The 13,599-nt window shown below is 54.5% G+C and carries 10 protein-coding genes; 4 read left to right on the forward strand and 6 right to left on the reverse strand.

Going from position 1 to position 13,599, the window contains the following annotated elements; all coding sequences use genetic code 11:
* Window positions 1-3: 3 nt before the first annotated feature.
* Window positions 4-438, forward strand: coding sequence for a hypothetical protein (locus IPM50_13190; protein QQS32594.1), 435 nt, complete (start codon window positions 4-6; stop codon window positions 436-438).
* 48 nt (window positions 439-486) lie between these two features.
* Here the strand turns inward: IPM50_13190 and IPM50_13195 are convergent, their stop codons facing one another.
* On the reverse strand, window positions 487-1,551 hold the full coding sequence (locus tag IPM50_13195; GenBank protein QQS32595.1) for a peptidyl-prolyl cis-trans isomerase: 1,065 nt from the start codon (window positions 1,549-1,551) through the stop codon (window positions 487-489).
* A gap of 250 nt (window positions 1,552-1,801) precedes the next feature.
* On the opposite strand from IPM50_13195, the gene IPM50_13200 reads away from it, so the two are divergent.
* Window positions 1,802-2,365, forward strand: a complete 564-nt coding sequence (locus IPM50_13200) for a hypothetical protein (GenBank protein ID QQS32596.1) — start codon at window positions 1,802-1,804, stop codon at window positions 2,363-2,365.
* Here the strand turns inward: IPM50_13200 and mfd are convergent.
* Both mfd and IPM50_13210 read right to left on the reverse strand, forming a co-directional pair.
* On the reverse strand, window positions 2,347-5,832 hold the full coding sequence (mfd, locus tag IPM50_13205; GenBank protein QQS32597.1) for a transcription-repair coupling factor: 3,486 nt from the start codon (window positions 5,830-5,832) through the stop codon (window positions 2,347-2,349). The two genes, IPM50_13200 and mfd, sit on opposite strands and share 19 nt — an antisense overlap.
* Before the next feature lie 91 nt (window positions 5,833-5,923).
* Window positions 5,924-6,853, reverse strand: a complete 930-nt coding sequence (locus tag IPM50_13210; GenBank protein ID QQS32598.1) for a mechanosensitive ion channel — start codon at window positions 6,851-6,853, stop codon at window positions 5,924-5,926.
* Between the two features lie 161 nt (window positions 6,854-7,014).
* On the opposite strand from IPM50_13210, the gene IPM50_13215 reads away from it, so the two are divergent.
* Window positions 7,015-8,931, forward strand: coding sequence for a lysine--tRNA ligase (locus IPM50_13215; protein QQS32599.1), 1,917 nt, complete (start codon window positions 7,015-7,017; stop codon window positions 8,929-8,931).
* Window positions 8,928-9,779 carry a DMT family transporter gene (locus IPM50_13220; GenBank protein QQS32600.1) on the forward strand — a complete coding sequence of 284 codons (852 nt, stop codon included), beginning with the start codon at window positions 8,928-8,930 and terminating at the stop codon, window positions 9,777-9,779. The genes IPM50_13215 and IPM50_13220 overlap by 4 nt, the downstream gene beginning before the upstream one ends.
* 11 nt (window positions 9,780-9,790) lie before the next feature.
* Here the strand turns inward: IPM50_13220 and IPM50_13225 are convergent, their stop codons facing one another.
* The 3 genes from IPM50_13225 to IPM50_13235 all read right to left on the reverse strand — a co-directional run bounded on the left by IPM50_13225 (window position 9,791) and on the right by IPM50_13235 (window position 13,478).
* Complete coding sequence (locus IPM50_13225) at window positions 9,791-11,644, reverse strand: bifunctional homocysteine S-methyltransferase/methylenetetrahydrofolate reductase (protein QQS32601.1); 1,854 nt, start codon at window positions 11,642-11,644, stop codon at window positions 9,791-9,793.
* 154 nt (window positions 11,645-11,798) lie between these two features.
* Window positions 11,799-12,419, reverse strand: coding sequence for a hypothetical protein (locus IPM50_13230; GenBank protein ID QQS32602.1), 621 nt, complete (start codon window positions 12,417-12,419; stop codon window positions 11,799-11,801).
* A gap of 24 nt (window positions 12,420-12,443) precedes the next feature.
* Window positions 12,444-13,478, reverse strand: coding sequence for an NDP-sugar synthase (locus tag IPM50_13235; protein ID QQS32603.1), 1,035 nt, complete (start codon window positions 13,476-13,478; stop codon window positions 12,444-12,446).
* Between the last annotated feature and the right edge of the window lie 121 nt (window positions 13,479-13,599).

The raw sequence follows: 13,599 nt of genomic DNA on the forward strand, positions 1-13,599 counted from the left end.
AATATGAGGTTTATTTTTTCAACGGCGGTGGTGTTAGCTATTTTCGCATTTGCAGCCCTGGAAGCCGATGCTCAAACCGGCGAGCCCGGACCGATCAAATCTTCGCCCGCCTACGCCGAGATACTGCTTCGCAAGACTGAACTGATGTCTGAGATCGCTGCGGTTGCGCCCGATTACACGGACACGAATCCGCGAATACTCGACCTGCGAAATGAACTTGCCGCCATCGATCGGCTACTACTCCGTGTTTTCGCGGTGCCGCCGGCAGATACCGCAAGACTCACTCAAGCTCTGGGAAAACTGATCCTCAAGCAAGCGGCATTGGAAGCGGACCTTGCCCGCTTGTCGCGTGCCTATGCCGCAGAGCACCCCGAAGTAAAACGAGCAAAGCGACGCCTTGATGCTTTCGATGCCGCCGTCAAGGAAATACTCAAATAAAAAAGCCGCCCGGCGAGAGCGGCTTTACAAAAGCAATTTCCAAAGATTTCAGTTTCCTTCTTTTGTTTTTCGTTCGTCAGCGAAAAGTATCGGCGAAACTGTAGGACGATATGTGTCGCTGATCTTGATGTAGGCGTCTTCGCGGAGTTTTGCCATGAACTTCTTCTGCTCTTCCGGGGCCTTTTCGTTCATCATCGCCATGCGTACGGCGTTCTCATCGAAAAACGACTCGCTGCTGGCTTCCTCGCGGCCGTCAACGCGGAGAATGACGAGCCCCATCTTATCGACCTCGAAAGGTTCAGTGTAGCTCCCGATCTTTACGCCCTTTAACGGCGTTGCCACAACTTCCATCAACTCGCTCACTGGCAAACGCTCTGCCTTTCCGCTGCCTTGCGTCAAAAGGCCGGGATCGCCTGACTCTTTTGCGATCTTGTCGAAATCTCCGCCGTTCTTCAACTGCTCCATTATCTGACGAGCCTTGGTCTTGACATCAGCTTCGTTTCGTCCCGCATAGCCGAGGAACAGTTCACTGACAGATACCATTTCAGGCTTAGTGAAGCGGGATTTGTTCTTTTCGAAATAATCGCGGATATCCTTTGCGCTTGGCTGCCAGTAGAGTTTCATGGTCACCTCACGCTGGATAACGCGGTCCCTGGTCGCCTGCTTTCGCCACGTTTCACGGAGGTCTTTCGGATCAATATTGCTCTTTTCCATCTCCGCGTAGAGTGCCTCGACGGTCCTTAGGCCATATTGCTTCATGATCTCGAGAAACCGCTGGTTCAGGTTTGCCTCGATCTCGTTCTCGATACCAAGTTCTTTCGAGCGTTGGATCAAAAGTTCTTCGTTTATCAGATTGGCGATCAATTCACCCTGCTTTTCATCGACCAAGCGTTGTGCTTCCTCACGTGTTTTGCCCTCGGCGACGTAGCTGTCAACGATCATTCTAAGTTCGCGTTTGACGCGCGAAAGGGTAATTACGCCGTCGTTGACCTGCGCGATCACCTCATCAATGACCCGGACCTCAGTTTCCTGAGCCGATGTCGAAAGGGCAGCGCCGAACAATAGAACCAGAGAGCACGTCAGAACCGTAAAATGATGCCTAAAAAGTTTCATACAAAAAGATCCGCCAAAGCCGTAAAGATCAAAAAAAGCGTCGAAGCTTTGATGCGTTTGCGGCCCCGTGAGTTTGTCGCGGCGTCCCGGCCTCAGAGAAAGCGGGAAAGTGCGCGGATTCGCAATTTTCTTATGTTAGCAGGTTTCTGCGCCCGATTCACCAAACGCGATGCTCAAAAGGTGCGAAAAATGCGGTCTCAACAGCCCATCTGCGGCGAGCGTTTGCGTTCGCTGCAGGAGCGAATTTCCATTGACCGCAAAGCCTGAACGTCCTCTTCGGCGCGTTGTGATCCGATCCGCTATTTGTGCGGTCGTGTGCGTTGCGGCCGTACTTTCGTTCTACGTTTCGCTGCTGGCCTCGTCAAATTCGCTGTCGATCGAGGAAAAACATATAGTCCGGCGTGCCATTAACGTTCTGCGAGAAAAGGGCTTTACACGCGAAGTATCGATGCTGGAGCGTTTCACGTCTTTCCGCTCGGACGACCATTGGCTCAACGCATCGGTCCCGAAAGAGAATGCCTTTGCGGCGACAAATTTTCCGTTTCAGATAATGACGCTGTATCCCGACTTTTTTGCCTACCCTAAGGACGACATCGAGCGTGCAGCAATACTCCTACACGAAGCTCGCCATCTTTTGGGAATGAACGAAGCAGAGGCATATGAATACGTTTGGCTGAACCGCGAGCAGCTGGGGTGGACACGCCGAGACTATTTTGCATCGCCCGTATGGATGAACGTGCGTTCGCAGACGAGAGAATACGCTCCGCATCTTTTTAACTGTCACGGCAAAGAATATTACGACTGCACAGAATGATCCTCAGCGATCGCCCGCAGAGCGTCGAAAGCGGTCTTAATAGGATCAGCGGTCAGCACGGGAAGGCGAAGTATGCCGCCCGGCGAAAATGCCGCTCCGGTTACCTCGCCGAGCAGCGACATAAGTTTGTCGGGCGATACGCGGGCCGATTCACCGAGCTTGATCGCGACGCCGTCCGCGGTTTTGTCAACGGAAACGATCCCGATCTTTTCGGCGAGCTTCCGCAGGCGTCCGTAATCGAAAAGCCGTTCGACGGAATGCGGAATGCGGCCGTAGCGGTCGGCGATCTCGTCGTGTATCGCCGCCAGCTCTGCATCGGTTTCGGCTGACGCAATCCGTTTGTAGGTTCGCAGCCGCTGGGCCGCTTCTACGATGTAGTCTTTCGGGATCGAGACATCCACACCGAGATTTATCGAAACGCTGATCTCGTCCGCGATCGCGTCACCGCGGATCTCGGCTATGGTACGCTCCAGCATTTTTGTGTACAGGTCAAAGCCCAGCGCATCGAGGTGGCCAGATTGTTGTCCGCCGAGTATGTTTCCTGCCCCTCGAAGTTCCAGATCGAGCGCCGCAAGGCGGAATCCCGCACCGAGATCTGAAAATTCGCGTATTGCACTCAACCGCCGACGTGCGATCGGCGTCAGCTCTAACTCGCTCGGGATCAATAGGTACGCGTACGCCCGACGGTTCGACCGCCCAACGCGGCCGCGGAGTTGATAAAGCTGCGAGAGGCCGTAGTTGTCGGCGCGGTTGATGATGATGGTGTTTGCACGCGGGATGTCGATGCCGTTCTCGATTATCGTCGTTGCAACAAGTATATCGTATTTGTAGTCGATGAAATCGAGCATCACCTGCTCCATTTCCTTCTCATTCATTTGTCCGTGGCCGATGGCGACGCGCGCATCGGGGACTATCTTTTGGATCAGGGCCGCGATGGCCTGTATCGACTCGACGCGGTTGTGAATGAAAAACACCTGGCCGTTGCGAGACATCTCCAACTCTATAGCCGAACGAATGACGCCTTCGGAAAACTGCACGACCTGCGTATTGATCGCAAGGCGGTCGCGCGGCGGAGTTTCGATGACCGACATATCGCGCATGCCAAGGAGCGACATGTTGAGCGTTCGCGGGATAGGCGTAGCCGACAGCGTCAGAACATCAACTTTCTTCTTCAGATGCTTCAGCTTTTCCTTGTGGCCGACGCCGAATCGCTGCTCTTCGTCGACTATCACCAAGCCTAACTTCGGCAGCTTTATGTCGTTCGAAAGGACTCGATGGGTGCCGATCAAAACGTCAACCTCGCCTTTCGCGGCTGTTTCCGCGACCGACTTTTGCTCTTTTGTCGTGCGGAAACGCGACATAAGCTCAATGCTTACCGGAAAGGCAGCGAATCGTTTTTTGAACGTCTCGTAATGCTGATATGCGAGGACCGTCGTCGGCGTCAGCACCACTGCCTGCTTTCCGTCCATCACGGCCTTAAATGCGGCACGCATCGCGACCTCGGTTTTTCCGTAGCCCACGTCGCCGATGATCAGCCGGTCCATCGGGACAGGCGCTTCCATATCGCTCTTGACGTCCTCTATCGCTGATGCCTGGTCAACGGTTAGTTTGTACGGAAAAGCGTCCTCAAATTCATGCTGCCACGGAGCGTCCGGCGGAAATGCGTGACCGCGGACGAGCTTGCGTTCGGCGTAGAGCTTCAAGAGCTCGTCCGCCATATCGCGCATCGCACGTTTGGCCTTCGCCTTGGTCTTTTGCCAGCCTATGCCGCCGAGACGGTCGAGCGAGGGCTGCGTGCTTTCGCCGCTTGAATATCGAGAGACGAGATCCATACGCTCCACCGGCACGAAAAGCTTTGCATTGTCGGCGTAAATGAGCAGCATGAACTCGCGCTCGGAGCCCTGAGAAGCGATGGTCTGCAACCCATCAAATCGTCCGATACCGTGGTCGACGTGAACTACATAGTCACCCGGCTTTAGGTCGCGAAAATCCGAGATAAAGGCACCAAGACGGGATTTCGGCCGGCGGTTACCGGCGTTAGGCCTTTGGATCTCTTCGGTTTCACCAAAGATGTCGCTCTCTGTGTAGAACAGAACATCCTCGGACGGAAGCTCAAATCCGCTCGACAGTCCGCCGACCTTAATAGAGTCGACAGGCAGGTAAATGTCGTACTCCCGCAATATCTCAGTCAGACGATCCGCCATTCCGGGCGTGCTGACGACGATCTGTCCCCGCGGGTCAAATTCGCCTACGAACGCAGGTACATCACCGCGAAACCTTCGTGTGGCCCGAGAGAGTATCTCTATTTCTTCGGCTTTATCGACTGAGGGGAACAGAAAAAGCGGCGAGGAATCCTGCTGGAACTCTTCGTCTGTCCCGGCCGCCGCTCGGCCCAGCGACCGCAGCTCTATTCGCGGCAGTTTCTCGATCCATTTCTGAAGATCCTTCTGTTCAACGAATAGCCGGGACGGTTCGAGGCCGATATCGCCCGATTCAACGGTTTGAGAATGATGAAGCAGCTGAGTTTCATAGAATGAGGACAGCAGATCCTCAAGAAATGCCGGTTCGTCAGCGATGAGTGTGAAGTCGGACAGATGATCGAAAACACTGCCGTCGAGCGGTTTCACAAGCGGTATCAGAAATTCCCAGCCCGAGAATGTTGCGCCTTCGGCAGCGATCTCAGTGCGGTCACGCAAATTCCGCGAGAAGTTCTCGTCTGCGAACTCTTGCTCCGCAAAGAACGCCCAGTCGCGCAGATCCTGAGGCGTCGCTGCAAATTCGCGCATCGGAGCGATGTCCGCCTCGCGGAGTTGTTCGACCGAAAGCTGCGTGTCGGGATCGAAAGTGCGGATCGAATCAACTGTGTCGCCAAAAAACTCAATGCGGACGGGATCCGCGAGATCGGGCGGCCAAACATCCATGATACCGCCGCGAACAGAGAATTGGCCGGGTCCATAGATGGGTTCTTCGCGAATGTAGCCTGCTGCGAAGAGCTTTTCGGAAACCTTTTCGATCGGGTAGTCCTCGTCTCGAACTACTTTTACACCAAGCTCCAAAATGCTCTTTTTTGACGGGATCTTTTGAACCAAGGAGCGTGCGGTCAATATCACAATATCCGCGTCACCGTTTGCGATCTGCCACAGAGCAAGTGCACGGCGCTCCTGCGTCTCGGCGTGCGGCGATACACCCGAGTAAGGATCTGTATCAAACGACGGCAGTGTTACTAACCTCGGACCTTTGGGACCGGTCGCCGCATCGGCCGGGTCGGTCAGCCAAACATCGATATCAGCGGCCAACCGGTCAAGCTCAGCATTTGAATCGACGATGACCGCAAATTTACGCTTTGCAACAGAAAAAAGTCTTGCCAGAACAAACGCTTTTGCCGACGAGGAAGTCAGCCCGCTGACGCTGACGATGCGTTCCCCGCGACCTAATAAATTGGAAATTTGTTCAATTTGTCTGCTCACAAACACACTTCCACGCAGGGAACGCCGTCGTAGGACACTGTTCTCCGCTTGCTGAAAGTGATTGTTGCACAGACAAAGCCCGGCAGGAAAGTTAGTCGGACTTTTTGACTGCCCACGGGAACGCGGGGTTGTCAATTTCCCATGTTTCGGCGCCTTTTAGGCGGCCGGTGCGGAGATGAATGTCGTGCTGCTGATTAGGTATCTCGATGCCGTGGTCTCGAAATTTGCGGATGATCGCAAAGTTCAGATTGCTCTTGAACAGCCCGGGGCGATGAAGCCGTGCATGGCTCCATGCACGGAGTTCAAAGTTGAGAGCGTGGTCGCCGAATTCGATAAAGCGAACCGAGGGCGGCGGTTCTTTCAAGACGTCATCATTCTCGTTCGCAGCCTCAAGAAGCAGCTTTTCGACGAGGTCAACATCGGAGTCGTAGCCGACCCCGACGGGGACCTTGAAGCGGATCTTTTCGTCGCCAAAACTCCAGTTGACCACGTTCTCAGATATGAACTTGCTGTTTGGAACGATGATCGTAATGTTGTCATTGGTGCGAATGCTCGTGCTTCGGGCGGCGATATTCACGACCCGTCCGTGAACGCCGCCAACCTCAATACGGTCGCCAACCTTGATCGGCCGCTCAAAAAGTATTATCAGACCGCTTATAAAGTTGTTCGCGATGTTCTGGAGACCGAAACCGATACCGATGCCCACCGCACCGGCCAGGACGTTAAGCGTTGTCAGGTCGATCCCGGCCGTTTGGATAATGATCAGAAAACCGACGAAAAGAAAGATATAGCGAGTGACAGTGCCGACCGCCTGCTGGGCACCGATGTCGAGTTTTGTCCTCTTTGCGAGTTGATCGATCAATAGGCGCCGCAGCCTTCGCGACAGGTAAAGAAGAACTGCCGAGACCAGAATGAAATATAGAATGATCAACGGAGAGATCTTCGCGTTGCCCAAATTGAAGAGGTTGTAATTGAGCACCTCAAAGACAGGGTTGAGATAATCTTCGCGAAAGGTTTGCATCGAATGAGACAAGTTTATCGCTTTGATGCGGATTTTCCCAATTCCATTCTTTTCCTAGTAGATCGACATCATGAGGCCTTGTCAGGAATGGCCCGGCGGTATGCTGTTTTGCGCGAGGCGGCGCTAGTCTGTTCTAATCATTATTTCATAGCGAGTTCCTTATGAGCATTCCTGACTTTGAACAGATCATTGAGCAGAACGACCAGACGGCGGCCCGTGCCGAGCACCTCGACAGGCTGCGTGAACTTGTAGGCAATGTCTATCCGAACAAGTTCGAGCGCTCGCGGCTGAGCGGCGGCGAAGACACCATTTCGGCGATCAAAGCGTTCGGGCCGGTGGTCGAGATCGAAGCACAGATGGCCGCGATCAAGGCCGAATTGAAAGAAGGCGAACGCCCGCCCGCCGAGAAAAAGGATGAGTTCAACGAGAGCCTGAAGGCCGTCGGCACGGTCCGCATCGCCGGGCGATTGACGACGCCGCCGCGTGGGAATTTCGTTCATTTGACGGACGGCATCTCAAAGCTGCAGGTCTATGCCAACAAAAAAGGCCCGCTCGCTGTAATAAAGAACGACGGCGAAGGCACGCTCGACGAAGAAAACGGCTGGACCGCGTGGCAACTGCTGGATCACGGCGACTTCATCGGCGTCGAAGGATATCTGTTCGTCACAAATACCGGCGAGGTTTCCGTTCACATCGAAAAGCTGCAGTTCCTGGCGAAGGCAATGCTCCCGATGCCGGACAAAATGCACGGCATCGAAGACCCCGAGATAAAGCAGCGTCGGCGTTACATCGATCTGATCGGCTCATCGCTGGCTGTCGAACACGACGGTCTTACGACGCGTGAGGTCTTTGAACGCCGTGCAAAGCTGATCTCGTCGATTCGGCATTACCTCGAGGACCACGGCTACATCGAGGTCGAAACTCCTATGCTCACGCCAAAGGCGACCGGTGCCGCGGCGAAGCCTTTCAAAACGCATCACAATGCACTCGACATCGACCTTTACGCACGCATAGCGCCGGAGCTCTATCTAAAGCGTCTCGTCGTCGGCGGTTTCGAAAAGGTTTACGAACTCAACCGCAACTTCCGCAACGAAGGCATCTCGTATAAGCACAATCCCGAATTCACGATGCTCGAATTCTACTGTGCCTATATGGACGTCAACGGCATGATGGACTTCTGCGAGGAACTGCTCCGGCAGTCCGTCCTGAAGGCGACAGGCGGTTTAACGGTGGATTACAAAGGGAAGCAGATAGATTTCAGCGAGTTTGAGCGGATATCAATGCGCGAGGCAATCGTACGACACTTTCCAGGAGCAGATGTTTCGTCCCTTACAGTTAAGCACCTAATTGACTGGCGATTCTTGCGCCGAATGAAGGTTTTTCAAACAGTTCAGCTGGAGCTTGGAAACATGTACCAACTGAACATCGCAGAGGGGCAAGCGAATCCCTACTACAAGCTCGATGAATCGGTAAAAGGTGAGATTTGGGAGAAGACGAGGTTATTTGAAGTTACATTTCCCAGCGAAAACCAACTAATAGCAAATGGATTCGGTCAGGGTACCTCCAGTGTGTTCCGATTTGCGCTGGGGGACGAGATGCTTTCTGAATCGAATATTGCACTTACCATTGCAACGTTGTTTGAACGGTATGCTGAGGCAAACCTAATCCAACCAACATTCATCATCGACTTTCCGAAATCGATCTCACCGCTTTCCAAGGCTTCGCCTGACAATCCGCAGATCGCGGAACGTTTTGAGCTGTTCATCAACGGCATGGAGGTCGCGAATGGATTTTCGGAACTGAACGATCCGAAAGAGCAATACGACCGCTTTGTCGATCAGATGGCCCAGCGTGAGAAAGGCGACGAAGAGGCGATGGTACTTGACGAAGATTACGTCCGTGCCTTGTCTTACGGAATGCCGCCCGCCGCAGGCATCGGCATCGGCATCGACCGCCTGACAATGCTGTTGACGAACAGGCACTCGATCCGAGACGTGATACTCTTCCCGCATATGCGTCCGGAAAAGCAGTTCACCACAGAGGAAACCGAAAGCACAGAGGAAGTCCAACAGGTTTGAAGATCGTCCTTTTTACTGCTCTTGCCCTCCTGGCCTTCGCGTTCAATTCAATATTGTGCCGCCTCGCTCTTGCGGGCGGCGAGGCCGATGCGGCCGGCTTTACCGCTGTCAGGCTCGCTTCCGGAGCCGCGGCACTCGTTCTGATCGCCTCCGTATTTGGTAAGACGAAAGCCGCGGCGAAAAGCGGACATTGGCTGTCGGCCTTTTTACTGTTTGCCTACGCGATATGTTTTTCGCTGGCGTATCTGGGCCTGACTGCGGCGACCGGGGCGTTGATATTATTTGGGTCGGTACAACTGACGATGATCGCGGTCTCGCTCGCCAGAGGAGATCGGCCGAGCCTGACGGAATGGTTAGGATTGGCGGTCGCGGTCTGCGGACTGGTCTATCTTGTTCTGCCGGGACTTGAATCGCCGCCGCTCACGAGTTCACTGCTGATGGCCGCCGCAGGAGCCGCTTGGGGCGGCTATACGCTTCGCGGAAAAGGCGAGGGTGACCCGCTCAGCGATACCACCGGAAATTTTGTGCGGTCGCTGCCTTTTGCCGCGATCGCTCTGTTGATCTATCTGCCCCAACTGCAGATATCAGCGTTCGGAGTGCTGCTTGCAGTGATCTCCGGCGCCGCGGCGTCCGGCGTTGGCTATGCCGTTTGGTACGCGGCATTGAAAGGCCTTACCTCCACGCGTGCTGCCGTGTTTCAGCTTTCGGTGCCGGTCATCGCGGCTGCCCTCGCCGTGGTGATATTGGACGAAAAACCGACGCTGCATCTGCTGACGGCAGGCTTGCTCATCCTAGGCGGGATCGCGATCACCATAGCCGGCCGGAAGCCGCCTGAGACATCTTCTTGATTCTTCTTCACTCATGAGAGCACGTCGAAGACCTGCAGAGCATACTTCACGTTGCCGAAAGGTGCCGAGACCTGGACGCCGGCGATGACATCGCGGACCTCCAGCAGCGATTCGCGGGCGATGGCGATGCCTTCCTCGCGTGCGTGTTCCTTGCTCTTGTCCGAGGCGATGCGCATGCGTTCAAGAATTTCGGGTGTTACGTTCACGCCCGGAACTTCGTTGTGCATAAATTCGGCGTTTCGATAGCTGACCAACGGCCAAATACCCGCAACGATCGGAATTCGAACGTGCTCGATGCGATCGAGAAATGTGCGGAGCTGTTCGGTGTCGAAAACCGGCTGCGTGATGGCGTACTCCGCTCCTGCCTCGACCTTCCATTCAAAACGGCGTATCTCTTCTTCCAGATTCACAGCCCCCGGATTCACGCCGACGCCGATCGAAAACGCGGTCGGCTTGCCGATGGGGTTATTGCCGAGGTCGAGGCCGTGATTCAGCTTGTTAGCCATGTTCGTCAGGCCGATGGCGTCGATGTCAAAAACCGCGGTGGCGTCAGGATACGGCCCCATTTTTGGTGGATCACCTGTGATGATGAGCAGATTGTGAAGTCCGAGAGCAGCTGCTCCGAGCAGGTCGCTCATCATGCCGAGCAAATTGCGGTCGCGGCAGCAATAGTGCAAAACGGCTTCGATCCCGATCTCGCGTTCGACCAGAACGGCGGTGGCCTGAGCGGACATGCGGGTCTGCGCACGCGGTCCGTCTGGAATGTTCACGCCGTCAACGCCTGCATCTTTCAGCAAGCGTATCGAATCGAGCGTCGCCGCCGCATCGCAGCCTTTTGGAGGCAGAACCTCAACCGACGTCACAAATGCGCCCGTCGCGATCTTGCGCGACCATTTGCTGCGTTCTGCCTGAGGCACGACCTCGACATCCACGGGCTTTAGTTCGCGGACGTTGACCGCGTGTTTTCTGGCCTCGCTGATGGCCTGACGCGGGCTGATGGACCGAATGGCGTCTGCGATGAGTTTGATATGTGTCGGTGTCGTCCCGCAGCAGCCGCCGACGAATTTCGCTCCCGCCTGCACAAAACGCTTGGCGAACGTCGCCATATATTCGGGCGAGCCCATGTAGAACTGCCGCCCCTGAACGTCACGCGGCAGGCCTGCGTTCGGCTGTGCAGAAAGCGGCCTGTCGGTAAGCTCACGCATCAGCTCCAAAGCGCTCAGCACGTGTGTCGGGCCCATGCCGCAATTCAATCCGATCACGTCGGCACCCAGCTCTTCCAGGCAAGGGACAAAAACTTCGGCAGGCGTTCCAAATGTGGTTTTCAGATCCGCCTGAATGGTCATTTGTGCCACGATCGGCAGATCGGTGACGTCTCGGATCGCCAGTATCGCCTGCTCGATGACCGAAAGATCGGAAAATGTCTCGAGCAGGAAAAGATCTACGCCGCCTTCGAAAAGTGCCTCTGCCTGTTCGCGGTAAAGCTCTCTTGCTTCTTCAAATGATGTCGGGCCGAAAGGCTCGATCCGTAGCCCGAGCGGGCCGACCGAGCCTGCGACACATGCCTTTCCCGCGGCTGCCTGACGTGCAAGATTGACGGCGGCGATATTGATCTCGCGAAGCTTGTTCTCAAGGCCGTAGGGCTGCAATTTGGGCCGCGTCGCACCGAACGTATTCGTCTCTATAATGTCGGCGCCCGCAGCGACGTATTCCTCGTGAACTTCTAATACAAGCTCCGGATTGGTAATGTTCAGCTCGTCGTAGCTGCGGTTGATGTAGATGCCTTTGTCGTAGAGCCGAGTGCCCATGGCACCGTCGAAAACGAAGATGCCTTCGGAGGAGAGCAATTCCCTAAAATCTTTCATAAAAAATGGCCTCGCAAAACAGCGAAGCCTTTGTTCGAGAAATTCGATCTTTCGGGCAGCTGTTTAGCGGTTTATTTTCCGTGGCCGCAAGTCGCTTTAACTCACCACGTTGTTACAAAAGATAATGGAACTTTGCCCCGAAAGTGTCAAGCACCTAACGGTCGCCGAGCTTTCCGAAAAGCGAGAATTCCGCTTTCGGGCCTTTGATATTGAGCCGCCAATTCGCAAATTGCGATGCGTCGTCGCAACCGTTGCCTTTTCCCGCTAAAACCAGCGAGAACCGCGTGCCTTTTGCCGCAGCGTTTCGGAAAACGCCGGTGCCGCGTGATACCGGGCCGCTGAAACGCATTTCCTTATAGAGTTCAACAGACTCAGGCGGCGAATCGAAGGTGTCCACCATGAATCGCCCGACCGTTGCAGGCACGGCAAACGTCAAAGTGCCTGTTTTTCCGGCCGGCGATCTTAGATCGAACGTCCAGCGGTTGTTGCCAAGCAATGTTTCGGAGGTAAGCCGTGGAACCTCGGCCCCGCTGAATTCCGCCTTCAGGTCGTTCAGGCCGCGGAGCATGTCAAAACCCGCCGCATCCACATAGAGGTCCGCTTTGTCCGCAAATTTGACCTCCCCGAGCAGGTCGCGGAAAAAATTGTCGGTCCGTTGGGTTCCTTCAAAGCGAAATCCGCGGTCAACACAGCAGGCACACGCCAAAACGTCGATCTGCAGTAAAAACAATATGGCCAATGCCGAAAAGGCTGCGGCCAATTTTCCGGGTTTCATAATACCTCCGATATGAGTGTGTTTCTAAACTCTTGTGTAGTCTGTGAGCGTTGACTTATCGCCGATCACGGACCCGGAGCTGACAGAGGCATTGCGGCCTACGTGACAACTTTTCCCGATGACCGAGTCACGGATTTCAGCCGCGACAGAGATCCGCGTATACGGCCAGATAACTGCGTTTTCGACGACAGCCCGTTCTTCGACAAGGACTCCCTCGCCGAGAACAGAGTTGACGACGACCGCTCCCGGCTTAACGGTGCAGTTCTTTCCGATAACTGATGCCTTATCGACCGAGGCGTGCGTTGCAACGTCAGGTGCGTCAGGGCCGGCGTCGTCTTCGCGAAGCCTCGCCAGCTTGCCCTCAAGCATATCCATATGTGCACGCCAATAACTTTCCGGCGTGCCGATATCCTTCCAATATTCCTTCTTAAAGAAGAATGCGTAAAAGGCCAGTCGCTTTTTTAAAATTTCCGGAAACACATCGTATTCGAACGAAAGATTCTCGTCCTTTGCGATCAGATCCAGAATAGTAGGCTCAAGTATGTAAATGCCTGCATTTATGGTGTTTATGCCTATATCGGTGTCGGGTTTCTCAATGAATCCAACGACCTTTCCGTCCTCATCTGTCTTTACTAGCCCGTATCGCGTGGGATCCTCGACCTTGTGGACGGCGATCGTTGCATCCGCCTTTTTTCCAGCGTGTGAGCGTACCATTTTCTTTAGATCGAGGTCGGTCAAAATGTCGCCGTTCAGGACTATGGTCGTCTCACGAAAACCGCCCGCAGCGAACTTGTAGGCGCCGCCGGTGCCCATAGGCATAGGTTCGGTGATATACCGCAAACTGACACCGTGTTCGGCACCGTTGCCGAGCAAAAGTTCGATCTTGTCAGGCTGATAGCTGAGGGAAAGTGTGATGTCGTAGATGCCTGCCTCACGCAGCATTTCGATCTGATACAGAACGAAGGGGCGATTCAGCATAGGGACTATCGGCTTGGGCGTATATACGGTCAACGGCCGAAGCCGCGTTCCTCTGCCGCCTGCAAGAATGAGTGCCTGCATACGGTCTTGATTCTAACGCAATCGATCCTGTTGCAGAAATTTCACCGCATTTAGGACCCAAAAGTGACAAAAAATGTTTATGAACATTAAATCATGTTGACAGTTAATCATTCTAAATGAT

This window comes from Acidobacteriota bacterium, from assembly GCA_016700075.1.
Lineage (GTDB): Bacteria > Acidobacteriota > Blastocatellia > Pyrinomonadales > Pyrinomonadaceae > OLB17.

What these genes read in the sequence shown, in the direction of transcription:
- IPM50_13235 (QQS32603.1), bottom strand. Translation starts at nt 13,478, where the DNA reads ATGCAGGCACTCATTCTTGCAGGCGGCAGAGGAACGCGGCTTCGGCCG.
- IPM50_13230 (QQS32602.1), bottom strand. Translation starts at nt 12,419, where the DNA reads ATGAAACCCGGAAAATTGGCCGCAGCCTTTTCGGCATTGGCCATATTG.
- IPM50_13215 (QQS32599.1), top strand. Translation starts at nt 7,015, where the DNA reads ATGAGCATTCCTGACTTTGAACAGATCATTGAGCAGAACGACCAGACG.
- IPM50_13190 (QQS32594.1), top strand. Translation starts at nt 4, where the DNA reads ATGAGGTTTATTTTTTCAACGGCGGTGGTGTTAGCTATTTTCGCATTT.
- IPM50_13195 (QQS32595.1), bottom strand. Translation starts at nt 1,551, where the DNA reads ATGAAACTTTTTAGGCATCATTTTACGGTTCTGACGTGCTCTCTGGTT.
- IPM50_13210 (QQS32598.1), bottom strand. Translation starts at nt 6,853, where the DNA reads ATGCAAACCTTTCGCGAAGATTATCTCAACCCTGTCTTTGAGGTGCTC.
- IPM50_13225 (QQS32601.1), bottom strand. Translation starts at nt 11,644, where the DNA reads ATGAAAGATTTTAGGGAATTGCTCTCCTCCGAAGGCATCTTCGTTTTC.